At 42.6% G+C, this 24,988-nt stretch carries 18 protein-coding genes; 9 read left to right on the top strand and 9 right to left on the bottom strand.

Annotated features, from left to right (window positions below):
* Nucleotides 1-15 precede the first annotated feature (15 nt).
* The gene (locus tag ACSLBF_RS06370; RefSeq protein ID WP_440055768.1) at nt 16-1,302 is read left to right on the top strand and encodes a YeaH/YhbH family protein; all 1,287 of its coding nucleotides are present in this window, start codon (nt 16-18) and stop codon (nt 1,300-1,302) included.
* Between the two features lie 18 nt (nt 1,303-1,320).
* Entirely contained in the window at nt 1,321-2,823 is a 1,503-nt protein-coding gene (locus ACSLBF_RS06365; RefSeq protein ID WP_440055767.1) for a SpoVR family protein, read from the top strand.
* 85 nt (nt 2,824-2,908) lie between these two features.
* On the opposite strand, the gene ACSLBF_RS06360 is transcribed toward ACSLBF_RS06365, so the two are convergent.
* From ACSLBF_RS06360 to dapB, 6 genes are all read right to left on the bottom strand, one after another.
* Entirely contained in the window at nt 2,909-3,196 is a 288-nt protein-coding gene (locus tag ACSLBF_RS06360; protein WP_440055766.1) for a hypothetical protein, read from the bottom strand.
* Nucleotides 3,197-3,306: 110 nt separating this feature from the next.
* A complete protein-coding gene (locus ACSLBF_RS06355) occupies nt 3,307-3,870 on the bottom strand; it encodes a hypothetical protein (protein ID WP_440055765.1) in 564 nt (187 codons plus the stop codon).
* 178 nt (nt 3,871-4,048) lie between these two features.
* Nucleotides 4,049-4,525: a transcription elongation factor GreA gene (greA, locus tag ACSLBF_RS06350; RefSeq protein ID WP_440055764.1), complete on the bottom strand. Its 477-nt coding sequence runs from the start codon at nt 4,523-4,525 to the stop codon at nt 4,049-4,051.
* Between the two features lie 46 nt (nt 4,526-4,571).
* Nucleotides 4,572-7,790 (bottom strand): carbamoyl-phosphate synthase large subunit, encoded by a 3,219-nt coding sequence (carB, locus tag ACSLBF_RS06345; RefSeq protein WP_440055763.1) that lies wholly within the window; start codon nt 7,788-7,790, stop codon nt 4,572-4,574.
* 16 nt (nt 7,791-7,806) lie between these two features.
* Nucleotides 7,807-8,943 carry a glutamine-hydrolyzing carbamoyl-phosphate synthase small subunit gene (carA, locus tag ACSLBF_RS06340; RefSeq protein ID WP_440055762.1) on the bottom strand — a complete coding sequence of 379 codons (1,137 nt, stop codon included), beginning with the start codon at nt 8,941-8,943 and terminating at the stop codon, nt 7,807-7,809.
* 210 nt (nt 8,944-9,153) lie between these two features.
* The gene (dapB, locus tag ACSLBF_RS06335; RefSeq protein ID WP_440055761.1) at nt 9,154-9,954 is read right to left on the bottom strand and encodes a 4-hydroxy-tetrahydrodipicolinate reductase; all 801 of its coding nucleotides are present in this window, start codon (nt 9,952-9,954) and stop codon (nt 9,154-9,156) included.
* A gap of 290 nt (nt 9,955-10,244) precedes the next feature.
* Here dapB and ACSLBF_RS06330 point away from each other — a divergent pair, with 290 nt between their 5' ends.
* Together ACSLBF_RS06330 and ACSLBF_RS06325 are read left to right on the top strand one after the other, a co-directional pair.
* On the top strand, nt 10,245-11,558 hold the full coding sequence (locus tag ACSLBF_RS06330) for a Na+/H+ antiporter NhaC family protein (protein WP_440055760.1): 1,314 nt from the start codon (nt 10,245-10,247) through the stop codon (nt 11,556-11,558).
* Between the two features lie 310 nt (nt 11,559-11,868).
* Entirely contained in the window at nt 11,869-12,648 is a 780-nt protein-coding gene (locus ACSLBF_RS06325; RefSeq protein ID WP_440055759.1) for a nucleoside-binding protein, read from the top strand.
* Between the two features lie 5 nt (nt 12,649-12,653).
* On the opposite strand, the gene ACSLBF_RS06320 is transcribed toward ACSLBF_RS06325, so the two are convergent.
* Nucleotides 12,654-13,670 (bottom strand): tetratricopeptide repeat protein, encoded by a 1,017-nt coding sequence (locus tag ACSLBF_RS06320; RefSeq protein ID WP_440055758.1) that lies wholly within the window; start codon nt 13,668-13,670, stop codon nt 12,654-12,656.
* A 530-nt stretch (nt 13,671-14,200) separates the two neighbouring features.
* Here ACSLBF_RS06320 and ACSLBF_RS06315 point away from each other — a divergent pair.
* Complete coding sequence (locus ACSLBF_RS06315; RefSeq protein WP_440055757.1) at nt 14,201-15,991, top strand: winged helix-turn-helix domain-containing protein; 1,791 nt, start codon at nt 14,201-14,203, stop codon at nt 15,989-15,991.
* 77 nt (nt 15,992-16,068) lie between these two features.
* Here the strand turns inward: ACSLBF_RS06315 and ACSLBF_RS06310 are convergent, their stop codons facing one another.
* Nucleotides 16,069-16,581, bottom strand: coding sequence for a phosphoribosyl-AMP cyclohydrolase (locus ACSLBF_RS06310; RefSeq protein ID WP_440055756.1), 513 nt, complete (start codon nt 16,579-16,581; stop codon nt 16,069-16,071).
* A 221-nt stretch (nt 16,582-16,802) separates the two neighbouring features.
* Here ACSLBF_RS06310 and ACSLBF_RS06305 point away from each other — a divergent pair, with 221 nt between their 5' ends.
* The 3 genes from ACSLBF_RS06305 to ACSLBF_RS06295 all read left to right on the top strand — a co-directional run bounded on the left by ACSLBF_RS06305 (nt 16,803) and on the right by ACSLBF_RS06295 (nt 21,890).
* Nucleotides 16,803-17,609 (top strand): alpha/beta fold hydrolase, encoded by an 807-nt coding sequence (locus ACSLBF_RS06305; protein ID WP_440055755.1) that lies wholly within the window; start codon nt 16,803-16,805, stop codon nt 17,607-17,609.
* Nucleotides 17,610-18,083: 474 nt separating this feature from the next.
* Nucleotides 18,084-20,042 carry an FAD-dependent L-amino acid oxidase gene (locus tag ACSLBF_RS06300; RefSeq protein WP_440055754.1) on the top strand — a complete coding sequence of 653 codons (1,959 nt, stop codon included), beginning with the start codon at nt 18,084-18,086 and terminating at the stop codon, nt 20,040-20,042.
* Between the two features lie 54 nt (nt 20,043-20,096).
* Nucleotides 20,097-21,890: an alpha-keto acid decarboxylase family protein gene (locus tag ACSLBF_RS06295; protein ID WP_440055753.1), complete on the top strand. Its 1,794-nt coding sequence runs from the start codon at nt 20,097-20,099 to the stop codon at nt 21,888-21,890.
* A gap of 50 nt (nt 21,891-21,940) precedes the next feature.
* On the opposite strand, the gene ACSLBF_RS06290 is transcribed toward ACSLBF_RS06295, so the two are convergent.
* The gene (locus ACSLBF_RS06290; RefSeq protein WP_440055752.1) at nt 21,941-23,914 is read right to left on the bottom strand and encodes a monovalent cation:proton antiporter-2 (CPA2) family protein; all 1,974 of its coding nucleotides are present in this window, start codon (nt 23,912-23,914) and stop codon (nt 21,941-21,943) included.
* 155 nt (nt 23,915-24,069) lie between these two features.
* On the opposite strand from ACSLBF_RS06290, the gene ACSLBF_RS06285 reads away from it, so the two are divergent.
* Nucleotides 24,070-24,966, top strand: coding sequence for a GGDEF domain-containing protein (locus ACSLBF_RS06285; RefSeq protein WP_440055751.1), 897 nt, complete (start codon nt 24,070-24,072; stop codon nt 24,964-24,966).
* The last annotated feature ends 22 nt before the right edge of the window (nt 24,967-24,988 follow it).

Below are 24,988 nucleotides of genomic sequence, written 5' to 3'. Positions count from 1 at the left end.
TTAGAGGGGTGATGTATGGCGCATTTCATTGATCGACGCCTCAATGGCAAAAATAAGAGTACCTTGAACAGGCAGCGTTTTATTAGACGTTATAAAAAACAGATAAAAAAAGCTGTCTCCGAGGCCATCAATAAAAGAAGCGTAACTGATGTTTCAAGTGGCGAAAGTATTTCTATCCCGCAAAGAGATATAACCGAGCCTAATTTTAGACAAGGTAAAGGGGGCAACAGAGAAACCGTTCATCCAGGCAATGATCAGTTTACTACTGGGGATAAAATTCAAAGACCACCTTCTGGACAAGGCGGTGGAGGTTCTGGTGAAGGCGAAGCCAGTAATCAGGGTGAGGGCCAAGATGACTTCGTATTCTCGATATCTAAGGACGAGTATCTTGACTTGCTGTTCGAGGACCTTGAACTACCAAATTTACAGCAAAGTCAGCTAGATAAATTGGTACAAATGAAATCACATCGTGCGGGTTTTTGTAACGATGGTATGCCAAGTAACCTTGATATTGTTCGTTCACTAAAGGGCTCGATGGCCAGAAGGATAGCAATGACGTCGAGTAAACGCAGAGAACTTCGAGAGCTTGAAGCTGAGTTAGCCATGTTACTCGCTGAGCCGGTTCCTCCTCAACAAAAAATCAATGACATAGAGCAACGCATCGAATTGCTCAAGCAACAAATATCAGCAGTTCCGTTTATTGATAACTATGATTTACGGTTCAGAAATTATGAAAAGCGGCCCCACCCTACAAGTAAAGCAGTCATGTTCTGCTTGATGGACGTGTCCGGTTCCATGGATCAGGCAACCAAAGATATGGCTAAACGCTTCTATATCTTGCTTTATCAATTCTTAACAAGAACCTACAAGGATATAGAAGTAGTATACATTCGTCATCACACTCAGGCTAAAGAAGTGGATGAGCAAGAATTCTTCTATTCCCAAGAGACTGGCGGCACCATTGTTTCCAGTGCACTCAAACTAATGGATGAGATCATCCAAGATAGATATGCCCAAGGCGATTGGAACATTTATGCAGCCCAAGCGTCTGACGGTGACAACTGGGCAGACGACTCGCCACAATGTACGCAAATTTTATCGTCTAAGTTACTTAATATTGTTCGCTATTATGCCTACATAGAAATAACAACTCGTGCCCACCAAAGCTTGTGGAGAGAATATCAATCACTTGCAGATAACTATGATAATTTCGCCATGCAACACATAAGAGGCGTGGAAGACATTTATCCAATATTCCGTGAACTCTTTAAGAAAAACAAAGACAAGCAAAATGCGGCATAACTTTTGGGAGGTTGCGCTATGACATATCAACCTATCGATGATGGTCCTGATTGGACATTTGACCTACTAGATACTTACCATCAAGAGATTGCTCGAGTTGCTGAGATCTATAAGCTGGATACCTATCCAAATCAAATTGAAGTGATCACGGCAGAACAAATGATGGATGCGTACTCCAGTGTGGGTATGCCTATTGGTTATGCGCACTGGTCATTTGGAAAAAAGTTTATCCAGACGGAACAGACATACAAACGCGGTCAAATGGGTCTGGCTTACGAGATTGTTATCAACTCCAATCCATGCATCGCTTATTTAATGGAAGAAAACACATTACCGATGCAAGCGTTGGTTATGGCCCATGCTTGTTATGGTCATAACTCGTTTTTTAAAGGAAACTATTTATTTAAAACTTGGACCGATGCTTCTTCCATTATTGATTACCTGGTTTTTGCCAAAAATTATGTTGCACAATGCGAAGAAAAATACGGCATCGATGAGGTAGAAAACCTTATTGATTCATGCCATGCGTTGATGAATTACGGTGTTGACCGTTATAAGCGTCCTCAGCGTATTTCTATGTTTGAAGAACAAAAAAGACAAAAAGAACGGGAAGATTACTTACAATCTCAAGTTAATGAACTTTGGAAAACCATTCCCAAAAGCGAAGACGAAAAGCTCTTTAAACACAAGCGGTTCCCTTCTGAGCCACAAGAAAATATTCTGTATTTTATCGAAAAAAATGCGCCTCTTCTGGAGTCATGGCAGCGTGAAATAATTAGGATAGTCAGAAAAGTATCACAATATTTCTATCCTCAGCGTCAGACGCAAGTTATGAATGAGGGTTGGGCTACATTTTGGCATTACACTATTTTGAACCACCTATATGATGAGGGGAAAATCAGTGATTCCTTTATGCTAGAGTTCTTGCAAAGTCACACCAACGTGGTGTACCAGCCGCCATACAACAGCAAATTTTATTCCGGTATAAATCCCTATGCGCTTGGTTTTAACATGATGGTGGATATACGCCGCATATGTGAAAACCCAACGGATGAAGATAAAAAGTGGTTCCCCGAATTTGCCGGTAGTGATTGGCTAGAAACGCTGCATTTCGCTATGGAAAATTTTAAAGATGAAAGCTTTATCAGTCAGTTTTTATCACCAAAAATGATGCGTGACTTTAAGCTTTTTACAATTATTGACCATGAAAGAAACCCTCACCTTGAAGTCGGCCCCATACACGATGATTTTGGTTACCAGCAGCTCCGCTCCTCTTTGTCAGCTCAATATAACTTGAGTAATCATGAACCAAATATACAAGTATATGATGTTGACGTTCGGGGAGATCGTTCGCTCACTTTACGTTATGTTCCACAAAGTGGTATTCCTCTTGCGGATTCTAAGTCTGAGGTACTTAAACATTTGTATCGGCTATGGGGATTTACAGTCAAACTTGAGCAAGTAGACGAACAAGGGGAAGTCGAAGTGATTGCTCAATGTCCTGAAAAAGAGACTGAGTAAATTAACATGCCTAGACACTTTATAAATTCAAATTATTAGTGTCTAGGCATGAGGTGACTGAAACAGCTTGATTTTAAAAAGTTGACTAAGCTATTTTATCCAAGTGTACGATAGCGCCATTTTGAATACGGACACGGACTCTACAGTTATCTATGTTCACAGAATATACACCGTCAGAAGGTTTACTTGCCAATATATGCTGTAATGAGAGAAGTAGTTCATCTGCCGAGTTGATAGCTTGAGAATCGGCTTCTTTGCGCGACTCCAAATAGGCTTTTCCATGTTGCACCGCTTTCTCAATCACAACATTTGCAGCTTGCTTCGTTGCATTATTTTTCAGCGATTTAATTACTAAGGTTTTAATAAGACTCATGGTATTTCCCTCTTATTCCATTGTTGCAAAATATTAGCAGTCCTGTCCCTATAAGGTAAGCATTCAATCGTTTCAAAATGTGGCAAGTATTACATTGAGCGTAGGTTACATTAGGTTGTGCAACGATACAAAAGCTTCAAAAACCCACGCTGAGCTATCAGTTGCTGCTCAGAAAACAGGGTTGGAACAGATTCAAGTTTAGTCAACTTTTCGCCACTTTGATGGTTTAACTCACCTATAGCGCGTTGGTTGAAGCAAACATGGTTACTATCATCTGAGAGTAGAACGACTTTCTGCTCTATGTTAAGAGAGTTTAATAACTCCGAATTGAGTATTTGACTAGCTCGACTGTCTGGATCCGTAAATAGTTCTGGTGGGATGTTAAAACCGAAAATTAAATCGTTTGGCCTGAATAGCTTATGGACGTACAACAAAGAAGTTAATATCAAAAAAACATCGTATCTAACAATGCTAGTCTGTTGAAAAATTGGACTCTTGCGACCTAAGTCTACGCAAAATGTTGACATCATATCAGTCCATTTAAGGTCGCGAGCAGCCTCTATATCATCCACTTCAAGCTGTTCTATCCATCGGTCAATAAGTACGTTAGACAAACTGATAGGTTGTTCTTCTCCGCGTGGGATGTTTGTTACTAAATAAGAATCGTCAATCATTATGCTAAGCCTGCTTTATTTTCAGCAGTATTAAGAAACTCTGCATAACTTTAGAACAGATTTGCCGAAGAGATATTACAGCATATTACAGCAATAACAGTTGATGCCTTTATGCGCTATTCCACAATAAAAAAGCCCACATTATTGTGGGCTTTTAAAATACTATACAGAGTGGTGATTACTTATATTCAACTGCTATGATTTCGTACTCTACCATTCCATTTGGAGTTTGGATGCTCACTGTATCATCAAGCTCTTTACCAATTAAGCCACGTGCAATGGGCGAGTTAACAGAGATAAGGTTACTCTTAATATCTGCTTCATCATCACCAACAATGCGATACGTCACTTCAGCATCGGTATCAACATTCAAAATCGTCACAGTGCTACCAAAAATAACTTTGCCGTTATTCTGCATCTTAGTTACATCAATAACTTGTGCAGTTGATAACTTAGCTTCGATTTCTTGAATACGTCCTTCACAAAAGCCTTGTTGCTCTCTCGCTGCGTGATATTCGGCGTTTTCTTTCAAATCACCATGTTCACGAGCTTCAGCAATATCAGCCACGATTTTTGGACGAACAACTTTTTTAAGATGATTCAGTTCTTCACGAAGCAATTCTTCGCCTCGTACAGTCATCGGAATTGATTGCATAAGTTTCTCACTCAACGCCAAGGCGTTGAGCCTTGGCATAGATTTCTTAGTTCAAACGCTGGTGTAATTCCTGAACAGAGTTTACTGAGTTTCTGTCATCCGCTTCATAGGCAGTACAGTTCGCAAACGCTGCATTTAGCGTAGTGGTGTAGTTAGTCTTATGCTGCAATGCACCACGACGTAACACCTTCGAGTCTTCAATAGCTTGGCGACCTTCAGTGGTATTTACGATATAGCTGTACTCACCATTTTTGATTCGGTCAAGAATGTGAGGACGGCCTTCGAATACTTTATTTACACGGCGTACTTCAATACCTGCTTCTTCAAGCGCTTTTGCAGTACCGTTAGTAGCGTCTAGCTCGAAGCCTATCTGCTTCATAGTTTTAGCCAGTTCTACAACTCGTGCCTTGTCACCGTTACGCACAGATAGTAACGCGCGACCACCTCTTGGTAAAGCGTTTGCTGCACCTAATTGGGCTTTTGCAAACGCTTCGGCGAAGTTTTCACCAACACCCATTACTTCACCCGTTGAGCGCATTTCAGGACCTCGCATTGGGTCTACACCTGGGAACTTAGCGAATGGCAGTACGACTTCTTTTACACTGTAATAAGGAGGGATCACTTCTTTAGTCACACCTTGACTCGCCAAAGATTGACCAACCATACAACGCGCAGCCACTTTAGCTAAGGCAACACCTGTTGCTTTAGAAACAAATGGAACTGTACGCGCTGCACGCGGGTTAACTTCAATTAAGTAAACTTCTCCATCTTTCACAGCAAACTGGGTATTCATTAGACCAACAACACCTAGTTCAAGCGCCATATCACGCACTTGCTTACGCATTACGTCTTGGATTTCTTGAGAAAGTGTGTGAGCTGGTAGCGAACATGCTGAGTCACCAGAGTGAACACCCGCTTGCTCGATGTGTTCCATAATACCACCGATAATCACATCTTCACCGTCGCAAATTGCGTCAACGTCAACTTCGATTGCGTCATCCAAGAATCTATCTAGTAGTACTGGCGCTTCATTTGAAACTGAAACCGCTTCTGTCATATAACGACGAAGATCATCTTCATCGTACACAATTTCCATTGCGCGGCCACCAAGTACATATGATGGACGAACAACAAGCGGGAAGCCTATTTCTTGTGATCTTGCTACTGCTTCTTCTAAAGAAGTTACCGTCGCATTTTCAGGTTGTAATAGGTTCAGTCTCTCAACAAGCTGCTGGAAACGTTCACGGTCTTCAGCTCGGTCGATTGCATCTGGAGACGTACCAATAACAGGAACACCATTAGCTTCCAAATCACGTGCTAGTTTCAACGGTGTTTGACCACCATACTGAACAATCACACCCTTTGGTTTTTCAACACGAACAATCTCCAGAACATCCTCAAGCGTGATTGGCTCAAAGAACAATCTGTCTGATGTATCATAGTCGGTTGAAACGGTCTCTGGGTTACAGTTAACCATGATTGTTTCATAGCCATCTTCACGCATTGCAAGTGCCGCGTGAACACAACAATAATCAAATTCGATACCTTGACCGATACGGTTAGGGCCACCGCCGATAACCATAATTTTATCTTTGTCAGAAGGCTGCGCTTCACACTCTTCATCGTAAGTTGAATACATGTAAGCTGTGTCTGAGCTGAATTCTGCTGCACAGGTATCAACACGCTTATAGACTGGTAAAATTTGTAGCTGATGACGCTTCTTACGGATTTCTTTTTCTGATACACCGGCAATTTCTGCAATACGTGCATCAGAGAACCCCTTACGCTTCAAGCTGCGTAAGAATGCCTTATTCAAACCTGCCATACCGACTTCAGCAATTTTCGCTTCGTCTTTGATGATGTCTTCAATTTGCACCAAATACCAACGGTCGACTTTAGTCAGTTCATAAACATCGTCCACGCTCATACCATGGCGCATTGCATCTGCGATGTACCAGATACGCTCTGCACCAGGTTCACGCAGTTCGCGAATAATGGTTTCTTTGGCTTTTGGTGCATCTAACGCGATGATTGGATTAAAACCTGTTGCCCCTACTTCCAAACCACGAAGCGCTTTTTGCAATGACTCTTGCTGGTTACGACCAATTGCCATTACTTCACCGACAGACTTCATCTGAGTAGTAAGACGGTCGTTAGAACCAGCAAATTTTTCGAAGTTAAAGCGTGGGATCTTAGTGACTACATAGTCAATTGACGGCTCAAACGATGCTGGTGTCGCGCCGCCTGTAATATCATTTTGAAGCTCATCAAGCGTGTAACCCACGGCTAGCTTTGCAGCAATTTTGGCAATTGGGAAGCCAGTCGCTTTTGATGCAAGCGCTGATGAACGTGATACACGCGGGTTCATTTCTATAATAACCATACGGCCATCATGTGGGTTTACACCAAACTGTACGTTTGAGCCACCTGTTTCAACCCCAATTTCACGAAGTACCGCCATCGATGCATTACGCATGATTTGGTATTCTTTGTCTGTTAGCGTTTGTGCAGGAGCTACAGTGATAGAGTCACCAGTATGCACACCCATCGGGTCAAAGTTTTCGATAGAGCACACGATAATACAGTTGTCGTTTTTATCACGAACCACTTCCATCTCATACTCTTTCCAACCTAACAGGCTCTCATCGATAAGTAGCTCTTTGGTTGGTGAAAGGTCTAGACCTCGCTCACAGATCTCTTCAAACTCTTCCATGTTGTATGCAACACCACCACCGGTGCCGCCCATGGTAAATGAAGGACGAATAATACATGGAAAGCCAATGCGAGAAAGCACGTCATGTGCTTCTTCCATTGAATGTGCTATTTCTGCACGTGGACACTCAAGGCCGATATTTTTCATCGCTGCATCAAAGCGTTCACGGTTTTCTGCTTTGTCTATAGCATCTGCAGTTGCGCCGATTAGCTCTACATTATGCTTAGCAAGTACGCCGTGTTTGTCTAAATCCAGCGCACAATTCAATGCAGTTTGACCACCCATTGTTGGTAACACTGCATCTGGCTTTTCTTTCTCAATAATTTTTTCAACCACTTCCCAGTGAATAGGCTCGATATATGTCGCATCAGCCATTTCTGGGTCGGTCATAATAGTTGCAGGATTTGAGTTAACTAGAATAACTCTATAACCCTCTTCTCTTAGCGCTTTACAGGCCTGAGCACCAGAGTAATCGAATTCGCACGCTTGGCCGATAACGATTGGGCCCGCGCCCAAAATCAGAATGCTTTTTATGTCGGTACGTTTTGGCATTGTTACTCCGGTCTAGTTAAGCTTTACGAGATTGCATTAATTCAATGAAATGATCGAACAGTGGCGCTGCATCATGAGGTCCTGGGCTCGCCTCTGGGTGGCCTTGGAAGCTAAACGCTGGTTTATCTGTACGGTGAATACCTTGCAACGTACCATCAAACAACGATTTGTGTGTTGCGCGTAAGTTGTCAGGTAAACTGGCTTCATCTGCAGCAAAACCATGGTTTTGAGCGGTGATCATCACCACATCGCGATCCAGATCTTTAACGGGGTGGTTACCACCGTGGTGGCCGAACTTCATTTTTACCGTTTTTGCACCTGATGCCAGAGCAAGTAGCTGATGACCAAGGCAAATACCAAAAATTGGTGTATCCGTCTCTAGGAAAGTCTTAATTGCTTCGATAGCGTAAGTACAAGGCTCTGGATCACCAGGGCCATTTGACAAGAAGATGCCATCCGGATTCAAGGCTAGTACTTCAGCAGCGGAGGTTTCTGCTGGTACCACAGTCAGTTTACATCCTCTGTCCACTAACATGCGTAAAATATTTTTCTTCACACCAAAATCGTAGGCTACAACATGGAACTTTTCTTCTTCTGTTGCCAATGTCTTAAAGCCTTGGCCTAGAGTCCAGCTTGATTCACGCCATTCAAACTGAGTTTCGGTGGTTACAACTTTTGCTAAATCCATCCCTTTCAAGCCAGGGAACGCTTGCGCTGCTGCAAGTGCTTTTTGCTCGTCTACTTCATCACCCGCAATAATACAACCGTTCTGCGCACCTTTATCACGTAAAATGCGAGTTAGTTTACGAGTATCAATATCTGCGATCCCTAAGATATTGCGTTGTTTTAAGTATTCACTTAATGATTGCTCATTACGGAAATTACTTGCAAGCAGTGGTAAGTCACGGATCACTAGGCCTTTTGCCCAGATCTTGTCCGCTTCCTCATCTTCGCTGTTAGTACCGGTATTACCGATATGTGGGTACGTAAGAGTAACGATTTGTTCCGCATAAGATGGATCAGTCAGAATTTCCTGATATCCAGTCATTGACGTATTGAATACTACTTCACCTACTGACATACCGTCAGCACCAATAGCAGTACCGCGAAACACCGTGCCGTCTTCAAGGACTAACAGAGCGGATTTAGTCAATTTAACCTCCTAGATAGTAAAAAACGGGCGAAAGCAAAACGCTCAACATCCCGTCTACAAAGCGCTTGGTAACACGCAGTTATTAAAATTTTGGCAAATTCGTTATAGTCTACAGCAAGAACTTATTTTCGTCTAATACATTTAGTGAAAAATTGAAAAACAAGGGGTTTAATTGATTTTCCTCTTTAAACCCCTAAAAACTCATAATAACTACTTCAAATTCAACACATCTTGCATATCATAAAAGCCTTCAGGCTTATCTTTTAACCATTCTGCAGCCCTTACAGCTCCTGCTGCAAAGGTAAGTCTTGATGCAGATCTATGTGTTAATTCCAGCCTTTCGCCCATAGTTGCAAAGTAAGCTGTGTGTTCACCAACTATATCGCCCGCTCTAAGGACTGAATAGCCAATCTCATTTTGAGATTTAGCATGGTGGTGCTGACTACGGTCATAAACTGCAACATCATCATGTTGCCACCCTTTTGCCGAAGCAATGGCTTCACCGATAGCTAAAGCGGTGCCTGAAGGTGCATCGATTTTATTTCGGTGATGCGATTCGAAAATCTCTATGTCCATTTCGTCTGCAAGCTTAGTTGCAGCCACTTGCACTAAGTTTAATAGCAAGTTTATACCAACACTGTAATTGCGAGAAAAAACAATCGGAATATGTTTAGCGGCTTCATACAAGCGCTGCATCTCTTCTGCGTTTAGGCCCGTTGTACCTATCACCATCGCCTTCTTTTGCTCAATGGCTTTTGCTAAATGTGCTTGCATTCCCTCTGGTAAGGTGAAGTCAATCCAGACATCAACGCTATCACGCGGCAACGATTCAGAGCTAAAACTGATATCAGAATTTGCAACGGGTTGAACCAACTTCACGGGCTGGTCCAAAAGTGCCGAAGTGCTTCTTACGCAAGCTTGCTCAAGTTCAGCGCCTTTCGCTTGGGCACACGCCTCAATAAGTGCTAATCCCATTCTACCGTTTGCGCCATATATACCAACTCGAGTCATTGTTGTTTTCCTTTTTTGTTATTTAGAGGAATTGGGGTTATCACCAAGTGCGTAGCAAGACCAGTTTTATGCCTACCGCAAGTTACACCACACTCGAATGATACTCGATAAAAGTCACCGCTAGAGTTTAACGCATCTCTATGTCATAGTCAGTCAGGTTCAATGATAACAAAAAAATAGACTTTAGACGTCTAAACACATAAACTTCCGCGCTCGCCGATTTTATTATTGCGGGCGACAGAAGTACAACAGCTAATAATATTCGGCTGTGATCAATTTTGGGGAGTGCTATGCAGCCACATTTCGACCAACTTAAAGCAAAGTTATCTTTGCTTCCTTTGCTAACCTTTGTAGCTTTATTCTTAGGTACAGGCTTGTACCTGCAATCTCAAGGTGTGGATTACGCCTTTTACCAGCTTCCAGCGCCAGTAGCGATACTGCCGGCCATTGTCGTGGCTTTTATAGTCAACAAGGCTACCATTAATCAGAGCGTTGCTACTTTTATCCAGGGCGCTGGACACAGTAATATCATCACTATGTGCCTAATCTATTTACTTGCAGGTGCATTTTCCGCCGTTGCAAGTGCAACAGGTGGTGTAGATGCAGTTGTCAACGCTGGTTTGTCGCTTATTCCTCCTGCTTTTTTACTGCCCGGATTGTTTTTAATTGCAGCCGTTGTTTCTACAGCAATGGGGACTTCGATGGGTACCATCGGCGCCATCGCCCCAATAGCGGTTGCCGTAGCAAGCAAAACTGGTATAGACCCTGCACTAATGGCCGGAACAATTGTTTCTGGTGCTATGTTTGGTGATAACTTATCGATTATTTCTGACACAACTATCGCTGCAACGCGTACGCAAGGTTGTGAAATGAAAGACAAATTCAAAGAAAACTTAAAAATTGCCCTGCCAGCGGCGGTTTTGACGGTATTACTTTTGGTGTTTCTGACCCCAGAGCCTGAAGTCGTTGAAACTAAAACCTTCGATTGGTTACTTGTTTTACCTTATGCATTTATTTTAGTGCTAGCGGTCATAGGTATTAACGTATTTGTAGTGTTATTCAGTGGCATTATTTTTGCCGCGTTAATGGGCTTTACCGGTGATTATCAGGGCGCTGCTTTTGTTAAGGATGTCTATAAGGGCTTTAGTGATATGCAAGAAATTTTCTTGCTCTCTATGTTTATCGGTGGTTTGTCAGAGTTTATCCGTTTAAACGGTGGTTTAGACTTTTTGGCGCACAAAATCCAAAAGCTCACAGCGATTATTGCTAAATGGCACCGCAAAGTGGCAGATCAGCTTGGTATTGCTGCGTTAGTGTTAACCAGTAACCTGTGTATCGCCAATAACACCGTAAGTATCATCGTGGCTGGGCCAGTTGCCAAAAAATTAGCAGAAGATGGGAGCATTTCTGCAAAACGTTCAGCCAGCTTGTTGGATATTTTTGCTTGCGTTATGCAAGGCTCTTTACCCTATGGAGCTCAAGCACTCCTGCTTGGGGCAACGTTTAAAATCAGTCCTTGGGATGTCTCAACCTCATCTTTCTACTGTTTTATTCTTGCATTTACGGCTGTTGCTGTCATTTGCCTGAAAAGAAACGAAGCCTAGTGCCTGTTGAACTTTGCGGTTTGATTTTTGTGCCCCTCAGTGGGTTTTGAGCGCGGCGCTTGATTGGCGTTTCTACTGGGTTACCCCACATGGAAGTGGGGTAAGGTGACGTTGCAGGAGCACAAATCCTTTAGCATCTGACTCACATAGAATAATTAAGCTACGTACGCTCTGCCTTGTATAAATGCCAATCCAACGGCTGCAAAAATAAACTCAAAAGATCAACAGACCCTAATAGCATTACGCTATTTAGCACTCAACTCTGAGCGCCTTTGTTATACTGAGGTTTTTAGCCTTTGAATAACACACGATGAAACTACCTTACCTACTTCTTTTTCTTTGCTTCATGCTCTCTTGCTCTGCCTCCGCTGCAACGTGGAGCAATACCCAGCTCCATATTAATCACGGTCGGTTCGAGAATCCATTTTCACAGCAACAAGCAAGCACGACCGTTTACTCGCTACAGCACGCTTCAGGCTACCAATATGGTGATAATTTCTTTTTTGTTGATTACAGCAAAGATAATGTACATGACGGCTATCAAGATGGAGACTTTTATGCTGAGTGGTATTCCAGCTTTTCATTAGCAAAAATCGCAAAGTATCAATCTTCTTATGCTGGTTTGAGCGATATCAGCTTGGTGTTTGGTATTAATGCGGCTGGCGATGCCAAGGTAGTTAAATATTTACCTGGTGTGAAATTCAACTGGAACATAACAGGGTTCGATTTTTTCTCATCAACATTCACCCTTTATCAGGATGACAGCCAAGGTTTTAATAACGGCGGAGCACCAAAGCAGAGCAACAGTTGGATGTTAGACTTCGCTTGGGGTTATCCGTTTGTGTTGGGAGATCAGAAGTTTTATTTAACGGGACATGTCGAATACATCGCTGACAGAAAAAATGAATTCAATGCGCAAGTTAATAACTGGATTTTAGCGCAACCAATATTGCAGTGGGACTTAGGCCGAAACCTATCCATGCCCGATGGCCAATTGATGTTGGGAATTGAATGGCAATATTGGCGTCATAAACTAGGTACCAAAAATAGCGAATCGGTTCTTCAGCTGCACCTCGCATGGCGTTTTTAAACTTCCTAATCGCACCATATTTGCACATCGATTTCAGGTAACTCCTCTGCCGTAACTTGCTCTGCAGCCTGCTCCAATTGTTGCAACTCAATGAGCACGCGACTTTGGAGCTGTTTGTCTGCCAGTAGCGCAGCATAAGGTGAGATATTCGTTTTAAATTCACTTTGCAGTACAGCCGGCAAGGAGCCGATAAGTAGCTGCCGCTGTTTATCTGACAAAGCTTGCTGCTTAGCCGAGCTTTCATAGGTCACCACCTGCCACCTAAGTACGTCTAGAGCCAATTCGTCTTCCACAGCTTTAAGTTGAGCTTTGACTGTAATTAAGTACCGCTCAAATTCAGACCACTGTTTTGCCATAATTGTCACATGCAATAAATTCAAGCCCACATATGCGGCTTCCCAGTCATTTCCCACTTGCTGGTAATGACTAAACGCTTGACGATAAAAAGTCAGCGCTTTGTCATAACTTTGTTGGTCAGAGTACACATTAGCGAGATTGTTTGCTAACGCAGCGATGACCTCTGGACGTGATTCTTGCTCAATAGTCTCACTTAACAAGTGCTCTGCCTTGGCAAGCTGCCCTGATACTCGATAAACCACTGCAATGTTATTTTGTAGGCTAGATTTCGACTTGTCCTTGGCATACCCCAAAGCGCATTGATATAAGTCTAGCGCTTTATCAAAATGAGCATTTCTTCTGTTATAAATTGCAACATAGCTAACCAACAAAGCCTTTTCATGATTCAGGTATGTATTCCAATCGGGGGCAGAATAGAACAATGTCGCGATATCTCTAATCATTGCAACATCGCTGGCTCTCACAGCAGCTTCCAAACCTGCACGATGGATCTCAAACACCCCTTTTGAAGGCTCAGTGGGTATATCCGGGCGGATGGTTTTGTATAATTCAAGGGCTTGTCTTGGATGCTCAGCACTCAACTGCTGTAAATTTTGTAAATTCTTATAAAGTTCGGCGGGCGACATGGTTGCAGCGACAATGAGTAAATAGGCAAGCAGGTTCACTTTATCTCTCTTTTCGGTTCAGCGGCTGTACTTTATACCACCCTCATTAATTATTAATCATTTCGAGGAACTAAACCTGACGTTAGCCGCGTTAAAAATTTTTATTTAAAACAACTAAATAGCAAAATTTTTCCCTTGCCTACACGGATGTAGGTACCTTAGCGATAGCAGGACGCGATAGCGGTGCCTACACGGATGTAGGTACCTTAGCGGTAGCAGGACGCGATAGCGGTGCCTACTCGGATGTAGGTACCTTAGCGGTAGCAGGACACGAGAGCGGTGCTATCGACAACCTTTTCTTTCCTCAAAATGGCTCACTTCATTAAATGAATTGGTATTAGTCCCTCATGACATAAAATGCCAAAAGATGTATTAATAGCAATAATATAGTCGATTATACTCAAACAGCACGATTCTGAATGCACTAACAGCACTTTTTACACTCACTAACCCAAGAAGTCTTTTCGAGTCTATTACTTAGTGTTAGTCTTTTCCTGCCTGTATCCGTTTAAAAATGTCGAACAACAATAATGATACTCAGTTTTAAGACTTTTCGATTTGATACCAACCAACAGTTGTTAACCGAAGCGGGCGAAGCAGTGGCGTTAAATGATAAAGCGACTCAACTCCTTAGCTTTTTTTTGCAAAATGCCGGAAGTATTGTTTCTAAAAACGACATTCTTGACAAGGTATGGTCAGAGCGTGTTGTATCCGATCAGGTGGTATTTCAAAACATCAGTCTGTTGCGCTCGTTGTTTGGGGCTGATGCTATCAAAACTTTTCCCAAAAAAGGTTATCTTTGGCAGTTAAAAATTACCCCATTACCGCTAGAAGAAAGTACCATACAAAGTGATGCGTCCTTACACCTTCAAAAACTTAAACCAGCTATCGTAACTGAGAACAAAAGTCCGCTATTTAAACCGATATATATCACACTTTTAGCCTGTATGATTTGCGTTGTTGGCACCCTAATATTGCTTAATCAAAGATCGCTCCTCGAAGAAAACAGTGTCTCGACCACACACTTTCAGCAGATTTATCTTTTCAATCCAAAAAGCTCTGAAATCACTTTGCTAAACGGTCTTAATTCAGACCAAAAGCTTCAATCCACAACTGATGTGAAGCAATACCTAAATCTGAATCCATCACAATGGTTTGTGGCCAGCCAAGCTTATCCAGTCAATGGAGGTATGGCGCTGAGGTTTTCTATTTCTACTACTAAGCGCGACTGGAATGACTATATATTTTCAAAAGACACTTCGGGAGCACAATCACAATTAGCCGCATTACTTAAACTGCTTGCAAGGTCGGGTTATTTTGAAGTGGCAACCGATGCTCAGGCGTTGGCTATTCTTAAGGTGCTCAATGGACCCAAACACCTTCAAGCCGTAATTTTACAACAACAAGCGCTACTGCAATTTAGGTTTCATGAGTTTGATATGGCGGATGCTTTGTTGGCTCAACAGCTTAAAGCTAAAAATAGCTTGTTGCGAACTGGACTATTGTCCTTATTAAAAACTGACGTCAATCAATGGAATCAGCAATGGGAAAGTGCCAAGCTTGATGCAGAACGCGCTATCTCGGCTTTTCAACAACTATCACTTGAGCACCTTGAAGCCAAAGCGTTAATACAATCCTCTTGGCTTTATCTTGTAGAACAGGATTTTCGTCAAGCGATACTCGTTTTAAATCGGGCAATCGCAAAAGCCAGAAGCAGCGGTGACTCATTGTTAGAAGTCACAGCCCATGTTACTCAATCTTTTATGGCCTCTAAATCTGGTCAAACCGAATTGATGTACGCGCAAATCGACCTTGCTACTGAGCTTTTACAACTCCACCAGCTAGACCCAATTCACCATATATTGATATACAAAACTCTTGGCTGGATAGCAAATTCCCCCTTGGAGGCACAACCCCACTACGAAAAAATTTTAGCGCTTCCTTATTCACCACTTTACATGCATGAGTTTTATCATGCTGCCGCTCAGCTCAGAGATATAGCCCTGCTGCAACAAGACTGGTCACTAGCCATCACTACCATAAAAGACTGGCAAAGGCCCTCGTTCCAAGCATTAGCTAAAGCTCAAATAGCGTTAGCTCAAAATCAATGGCAACAGAGTAAACGTCACGCAACAGAAGCATTTCAGCTTGCGCAGATTAATCAAAATAAAGTGGATGCGCTGGACGCTGCACTACTATTAATCCAATTGAGTGATCATACCCAAGCGCCACACGACAAACAAACCTACCAACGCTTCATAGATCAAAATGCAACTAGGCGATGGATAAGCCAAAACAGGAAATCACTAAGGCAGCAATAAAAGCAATGTGGTCACATGATTATTTAAAACACCAAACCTTTTCATGTGACCAAGCGCATTTTAGTTAACGTTAAGCGCTATTGACGACTGAATGGCAAAGATGAATGGTGTAAATTAATCTTCAAATCACCCGCTTGGTTTTTTATGTAGCCAAAAGAATATTCGACTTTAATTTCCTCTCCATCTTTCTTAGTAAAAAAATAATTACCCATTGCCAACGCTGAGTTGCCCAAAGTGATGATCCCCTCGTTTTCCCAACGCACTTTTATATAGGGAGCCAATGCGAAACCCTTATCTTCGGCTAAGCCTTGTCCAACAAAATATGACAAGGCTTCTTTTTTGGTACCGCGGAATTGATCGACCGAAGCTAACGTAGGTTTAAATAGCACCGGACCGTCATCAAAAGCGTAGAAAGTCTCAATATGCTCTATTGCTGCCTTTGTCGGATTTTCGGCTTGTCCAATATGTACTATTCCTTGCCCCCAACTTCGCTGAGCGGCTTCAACTTCGGCTTTAGAAATAACCTTTGCATGTGTGTTGAAGGTGATAAGTACCGCCAACACAACAAGATATGGCATGGCTTTTTTCATGATTTCTCCTTAAGTGATTAAAAGCACATGGTCATACGAATAAAATGTAGGGTTAGTTCAAACCTCACTTTCATATGTTTGGATGTTTTCGCCCAAGTTGATATTGAATTTGCGGGCTAACTCGGGGGTTTGGAAATGAGCAACAAGTTGTTAAAATTGGAGAAGTTTCTCATCGACTGAGCAACTGCACAGATTGATTCACGGTTAATAGGGAGAAGTGCTTGAAATTATTTTGGTTGCTAATTGGGATCTGTTTAACGGGTAGCGCTCACGCAGCGTCTACATTTATTAAAATTAAAAACTATCGCGTAGAGTATCAAATTGCAGGAAGTGGGAAACACACTATTTTGCTTGAAGCCGGAGGCTCCGCCGGTTTATCTGATTGGGACCCCATCTTTGACAGCTTGCTAAAACATGCCCGAGTTATCCGTTACTCGCGCATTGGCAACGGCAATTCAGCGCCAATCAAGAAAAACTACAGTTCTGAAGAATACGCTGAAGAAGCAAACATGCTGCTTGACCTATTGCACATCGTAAAGCCTGTCGTTTATATCGCCCATTCCTATGGGGCAAATATTGCCAGGCATTTTGCAGCCAACTACCCAGAGAAAGTGTCCGCTTTGATGCTTATTGAGCCTGCTTCGGAGCATGATGTCGAGATTATGCGTCAAATTGATTTAGCCAAAGCCGAAGCAGAAATTGCGCGAATAAAGCTGGATGATCTTGCCAACGGCATGTCAAATCAATATCTGGATTTTTGGTCTAAGCGCCCTCTGCCTGATTACCCTCAAATCGCCGATATTCCTGTCACCGTTATTGCGTCCGTTAAGCAATATAGCAATCCACCGGTGCTGTTTTTTACTGATCAAGGCAGAGCCCTGTGGGGAGAGCTGCACACTAAATGGGCTGAGTCGTTTCCACAAGGAAAAGTGGTACTGACCAAACAAAGCTATCATTTCCCACAACGAGATGAACCTGAAATGGTGGTCAAGGAAATTATCGCTCTATTGAACAGAACTAAAGGTTAGGTAATTCTGACTTCAAACAAGCGAACTTGCCGTTTAAAAACGCTTAGCAAAACCAACGCTAAGCGTTTGCATCTATGTGTATTACTGGCTCAAATACTACCATAACAAATTCATGCTTTATGCTAAGCATTATAAAGTTCCTAACATCGTAATCTTGACCAACCTTTCAATCTCTCAACAAAAAAATCGTTTAACTTCCAAAAACATAACTACAGTAAACCGTTACTGTAAAGGCAAATTCACAGAGGCATCATCTCTAACGAACACTAGCTTTACATAAACTTAACAATATGTACTACAGTTGGAGAGGCGCCGCTTTGGGCGTACTTAGTCAAAACAGCAGACTGTCGTCATCGTCAACACAGTTTTTCTGTTACAACCAAATTTAAAATAACTATCACGCTAATTCTCACACTTGATTTAGGAAGTAGAAGCGGTCTATTGCATATGTGAGCAAAGGAAAAAGGAAGCGATATGACTCATTATAAACTCGGAAAAGACATTCAATGTTCACAAGTACCCAATGTCGTTAAGGTCGCCATCGTCGGGGCGGGTATGTCAGGCCTTTATAGCGCTTGGCGTCTCCAAAACGAAAAAGACATTTCAGACATCGCTATTTTAGAACGCAGCGATCGTACCGGTGGTCGACTGGATTCTGATTTAATTCACTTCAAGCCTCAAGCAAATGACCCGTCCAACCAACCGATTACGGTAAAAGAAGAACAAGGTGGTATGCGTTTTTTGTTTGACGGTATGGACGACTTGATGGCGCTATTTTTAGATTTGGGGTTACAAGATGAAATCGTCCCCTTCCCCATGAATAGCGGTGGTAACAACCGGTTGTATTTCCGTGGCACCAGTTTTTCAGTCGATGAAGCACAGCAAGATAACTATGCAATTTGGTCAGCGCTATACAACTTAGACCCTAGTGAGCAAGGGATCAACCCTAAGGACATCATTAATGTGGTGTTCAACCGTATTTTACAAGCCAACCCCCAATTTGACTCAAGACCTGAGGTCAGAGGCCCAGAGTTTTGGCAAGGATTCAGGTTAGACTGCCAATGGCAAGGTGTTCCACTGTATAAATGGTCACTGTGGGATTTACTGTCTGAAATGGGTTATAGCCAAGAATGTATCACTATGCTCTATCGCGTATTAGGCTTTAATGGAACATTTTTATCAAAAATGAACGCGGGTGTGGCTTATCAGCTGCTTGAAGATTTCCCTGCCGATGTGCAATTTAAAACCTTTAAAGACGGCTTCAGCACGCTGCCAAACGCTCTGGTTGATCAAATTGGTAAAGACAAAATTTTCTTACAAACATCAGTAGACAGCATCGATATCAAAAACGGCCATTATATTCTTAATTACACACAAACTTCCCTTGATGGCAAGGTCACGCAAAACACCGTCGAAGCAGAAAAAGTGATTCTTGGCTTACCACGCCTTGCGCTTGAAAAACTATTTGTTCGCTCTAATGCCATCAATAGTCTTCCTAAATTAGAAGCGGATAGACTATGGAATACCTTGCAAAGTACCAGTAACCAACCACTGTTAAAAATTAACCTCTATTATGAAGATGCATGGTGGGGTAATGGCATCTCTGGCAGACCTTCTGTCTCTTTTGGCCCTAACTTTGCTGACCTACCAACAGGTTCTGTTTATCCATTCTATGCGGTGGACGACGAGCTCGCAGCAGCCTTAATGTATCAAGAGCGTGACACTAAGCCTGATGAAGAAATACAAGCGAAAGTTGATAAGATTGATGAACAAAAATATACCAAACCAGCAGCGCTAACTATTTACTGCGATTACTTAAACATCAACTTTTGGAGTGCTCTGCAAAACAAGGGTGAGCTCTACCACAACCCCAGACAATCAGATGTTATCGAGTCCGTACCTAGTGATGTTTTCCCAGCGTCTGAGGCAGTGGTTCATCAAGCCACACAGTTCTTTAAAGATATTTTCGACACACACTATGTGCCTGCGCCAATTCTTACCAGCGCCCGCATTTGGGAAGGTAATGTGTTAACAGACGTACAGCCAGCCCAACAGTTTGGTTTTGGTGTTCACCAGTGGGCATTAGATGCCGACGATAGAGAAGTGATGCGTGAGTTAATCGAACCTTTACCAAATCTATTCACCTGCGGTGAAGCATTCTCTGACTACCAAGGTTGGGTTGAAGGTGCACTACGCTCTACCGATTTAGCTTTAGAAAAAGGTTTTGGTCTGCAAGCCCTTAGCGACGTTTACGAGCAAAATAACCATATCTCTCCTTCAGTCGCTATCAAGGCTGTGTATAACGAAAACTCGGCGAAGTATATTCAGGAATACATTGACCCTAATTTCTCCTCTGGCAGCGCAGCTATCCGCGCTACTTATGATCCTCACGGTGTTCTTGGCGTGAATCTGACTTACTTTGATAAAAAATAATTAAAGGAGGCGCAAGCCTCCTTGTCATAGATCTAGATTTTAAGGAGAAAATAAATGTTAGATAATCAACCGACCTGCACTGTCGCCGAATATCTCAAACTAAGACTGGAAGAACTCAAAGTACAACAGATGTTTGGCGTCGCTGGTAACTATACTGCTGCATTACTGGATACCATATTAGCCGATCCAAGCACACCAATTAAAATTTCAGGTAATGCCAATGAAATTTGTGCAGGATTTGCTGCTGATGCGTATGCAAGACTAAATGGCCCATGCGCACTTTATGTCACCTACAGTGTTGGCGCATTTACGATGCTAAATACCATTGCGGGGTCATACGTTGAGCAAGTGCCGGTGATCTTAGTTAATGGTGCACCGACAAATAAAGAAGACCAGACATCAAAACATGCCGGACTACTTTACTCACATACAACTGGCTATGAGTTTGTAGATATCCATATGTTCAAACCCATTACCGTCGCTTCTGAGCGGATCACTAATGCAACTCAAGCACCTTATCAAATCGACTCGGTATTAACTGCAATGCTCACAGAACAACGTCCTGTTTATCTTGAAGTCACCGAGGATGTATGGAGAAGTCACTGTGCTGTGCCATCACGCGCATTGGCCAGCGGAAAAGGCGCAAACTTGACAGTGAGTGAAGCCCAAAGTGCCGCTAAAGCGACCGTAAAATTAATGCTTGAGAGACCAAAAAGTATATTTTGGGCTGGGGTTGAGCTACAACGCTTTGGTTTACAAGAGCAATTTTTGTCTTTGCTTGAAGAGATAAACTCACACCACATTTTACCCGATAAACACGTGAATTTTGTGACCTCAGCCATGAGTAAGTCAGTGATCAGTGAAGAACATAAATGGTTTAAAGGCTGTTTTACTATGTCACCGTCAGAGATCGACAGCCTAATCGGTGAGGACGGGGTGCTTGTTGGAATGGGTACCTGGACCACAGGCAAAGACACCAGCAACCAAGATATTAAAAGTGATCGCACTATTATCGCTGCACAAAATGGCGTTTATGTCGGTGCCTATTTTTATCCATCTGTCACGCTTGATGATTACATACAATGTCTGGCTGACGAATTTTCAAAAATCAGAGACAAAGGCCACCGCTTACAGGGCTTAGTTCCTTATCTGCCAAGTTTGAAAAACACGGTCGCCCAGTCAGCTAGTAATCTAGGTTATGATAGTTTCTATCACACACTTGAGCAGTTTATTACCGAGGACGATGTAGTTATTGTCGACGCTGGCTTTCCACTAATTGGCGCCCAGAGCATGAAGGTGCCAGCTCAAAACGGCTTTGTTGCTCAAGCATCATGGCTATCCATCGGCTACTCAGTCCCTGCCGCTTTAGGAGTCAAATGTGCATTTCCAGACAAAAGAGCCATGGTTGTAGTTGGCGACGGTGCATTTCACGAAACCTGTCAAGCTGTCGCGGATCAACATGCATACGGCCACAATACGGTGGTCTTTGTGATCGCCAATGGTATTTATGGGATCGAACAATATTTGGTTAACCCAAATCCATTCAGAGATCCCAAAGTGGACTACGAAGATCCTTTATTGGACAACGTTTACGCTTATAACGATTTACCCAGTTGGAACATTTCGAAAATTACTGAAGCATTTGGTGGTGAAGGTAGAAAGGTGTCCAACATTCACGAGTTGCTAGCCGTTATGGAAGAAATTCGTTCACAGGAGCAAACTAACTTTGTTGTTGAAGTTTGTATTCCTAAAACTGACACCCCAAGAACGATTACACTTGAAGCAGACACAGCCGTAGGTGAAGATGAAATAGAAAACCCTAATTGGCCACCAGCTAACAAATTTTAAAGCGTATCGCTTCAATTAAACAGTGCTTACAATACGTAAGCACTCCTTCGTTATGGTAGTCCATCCAGTAAATACTGTTCTGCGCGCTCCACTCTGCGAGGCTTACCACGTAACAGCAACACATCGTTTGCTCTTAATATGATGCTCTCATCAGGCTGAGAGATCTCTTCTCCATCTCGACGTAATGCAGTGACATCAACACGCTTTCCCAATAAAGCCAGATCCGAAATAGACTTATCGACAGCATACGCATTCTCAGGCAATGCGATGGCATGTAAATATTCTAGTCGCTCACCTGAATGATCTTGATATTCACCACTGTCTCCGGCAAAAAATCCATGCAAATAAGGATAGCGATTTTCTCGCTCTTTACTGACCCGTTTAAATATTCTCCGCATCGGAACACCAGACATATAAAGAACATGTGACACCAACATAAGACTGGCTTCTAGAGACTCTGGTACCACTTCCGTAACACCCATAGCTTTGAGTTGTTCCATATGGCTATCATCCTGCATTCTCACCAAAATCTTCACCTCTGGCGCCCTTCTTCTAACCGCATCGACGACTGCTTGAGTCTGTTCAAAATCATCAAAGGTAATTATCACCAATCGTGATTTTCTAAGCCGAGCCGTTTTTAGTAGGGCCTTTTGTGCAGCTAAGCCAAAAATAACCGGTTCTCCAGCCAGTTGAGCTTCTTGCACTATCTGCGGATTACGTTCAATGGCAATATAAGGGATCGCTTCGGGTTTCAAAAAACGTGCAATGGTTTGACCAATTCGTGCATAGCCAAAAATAACAACATGATCCTTCAAATCACTACTTCCTAGCCCGGAACTAAAATCATCGGCCTGCTTGCTTTTATCTATGCCCAGTAGATTTAAAATGTTGCTGGTTTGCGTAATTAAATAAGGTGTCAGTGCCATAGACAAAACCCCCAGGGCAATAAGAAATGACGCTGTATTTTGGTCTAACAAATTGTGTTTGCTCGCCAATGCCACCAAGACGAAGCCAAACTCACCCATTTGCCAAACCAAAATTCCTGCCCCAACAGCATCTTTGCTTCGTTCACCAATTAACTGCGCCATCGAAGCGATAATCAGCACTTTAAAGACTAACACCGTGGCGAGCGCCAAAACGATATTAAAAAACTGGCTAGTCACATAAGGTAAATTGAGCTGCATGCCGACCGTGACAAAAAACAGTCCCATTAAGATATCTCTAAAAGGCCTTATTTCAGCTTCAAGTTGATGACGATATTGGCTTTCTCCTAACATCATGCCGGCCAAAAATGCACCCAATGCCATCGACAGGCCAAAAGCATAAGTTAGCGAAGCTGCACACAGTGCAACAACCAAGGTTGATAACACAAATAATTCATCTGTTCGAACTGACGCTATTTCGTTAAATACTCGGGGCAATAACCACTTGCCAATTGCCCACAACAATATACAAATCAATGCTCCTTTAGCAAAAGCATATAACAATGCACTGGCGAGCTCATGGTTACTTGCGGTTGAAATAAGTGGAAATGCTATAAGTAGTGGTACCACTGCAATATCTTGGAAAAGCAACATGCCAATTGCCAATTGTCCTTGTCTGCTATTTAGCATTCCCCATTCTTTTAATAATTTTACTACAACAGCAGTGGAAGAAAGTGCAACAAGACTGGCGATTAAGAATGCCTCAACCCAACCATACTGCATCAATCTCAGTATCAACATCCCGATAAGAGTTGTCACAGTAACTTGCAAGCTTCCCAAACCGAAAACCACATTGCGCATTGCCATTAGCTTTGGAACCGAGAACTCGAGACCCAAACTGAATAACAAAAATACAATTCCTAGCTCGGCCATAAAGTGGATTTCATAGCTATCGCTCATCCACCCCACGCCGTGACTACCAGCAATGATCCCAGTTAATAAGTAAGCCAAGATTGGTGGCAAGCCAATCCGCTTAAAGGACCAGACGGATATCACAGCACAGAGTAAAAGGGCAAAAACTTGCACGAATATACTTTGCAATCGGCCTCCTAGGGGCAATAAAGTGACGCTTGTGGGAGTTCAACGAATTTTTGTTTCATTTAAATATAGCAACCGACTGTTTTTAAGCCAGTTTAAAATACTGGCACACATTTCGCTTTCTTAGTTACGAATTGTTGTATTTAGGGGGATTAAGAATGGAAAATGTCCATATCTTGACGCAAAACTTACCAACCAGAGGCGATTTTTTGCCGTTCAGTGCTAACAGCTATCAAATAAATGGGCACGAGGCATTTATTCGTTTGGCTGAAAAACTCCAAACCACACTTGAAGTAGAAAAGATCCTGACAATATTTGCCGAGCATGTGGCTCGTATTATCAAGTTTTCAGGACTCGAGCTGCACTCAAGTCTTGGCGTGCATGAGATGAGCAGTAGCGATAATCAGCATACTGCACATCGTTTTGACCTCGAAATTGACAACGAACATCTCGGGCAATTAGTGTATTTTAGTGATTATCCGTTTTGTGACACTATAAAACGCAAGTTAGAAAAGTCTCATAGCTGTTTGATTTACCCACTTCGCAATGCATTAATGTATAGTCGAGTATTGAAACTCGCTACCCGAGATTCTTTGACTGGACTGTATAATCGTAGCCAGTTCAATCAAAGTATTGAAGAAAGAATCGAGTCTTGTCGCAGACAACAGCGCAGATTCAGCCTGATGCTATTAGATTTAGATAACTTTAAACAAGTCAATGACGTGCACGGGCACAAGTCGGGCGATGATGTATTGAGAGAGTTTGCCAATATTTTGCAATCGTCAACGCGTACTACTGATGGCGTTTTCCGCTTCGGAGGGGATGAGTTTGCAGTGCTAATCGATGATCCAGCTTTTACCACCAACAAAGTGATCGCCGAGCGCATTATGGTTCTGGTCAGAAATTCACCCATGCTCACTCAATACCATGTTACAACGAGTATTGGTTTTACCCTCGCATCGAGCAACGACAACATTGATAACTTGTTTGCTCGTGCTGATGGCGGCTTATATCGTGCTAAAGCCGCTGGTCGAAACTGTGCTAGAGCGGTTTAATCTATTTTAATGAGTTTGATAA

Origin of the sequence: Pseudoalteromonas sp. T1lg65, assembly GCF_051930985.1 — a bacterium.
In the GTDB taxonomy this organism is placed as follows: Bacteria; Pseudomonadota; Gammaproteobacteria; order Enterobacterales; family Alteromonadaceae; genus Pseudoalteromonas.
Note: the sequence above shows the minus strand (reverse complement) of the source record. Positions and strands in the feature narration are given on the sequence as shown.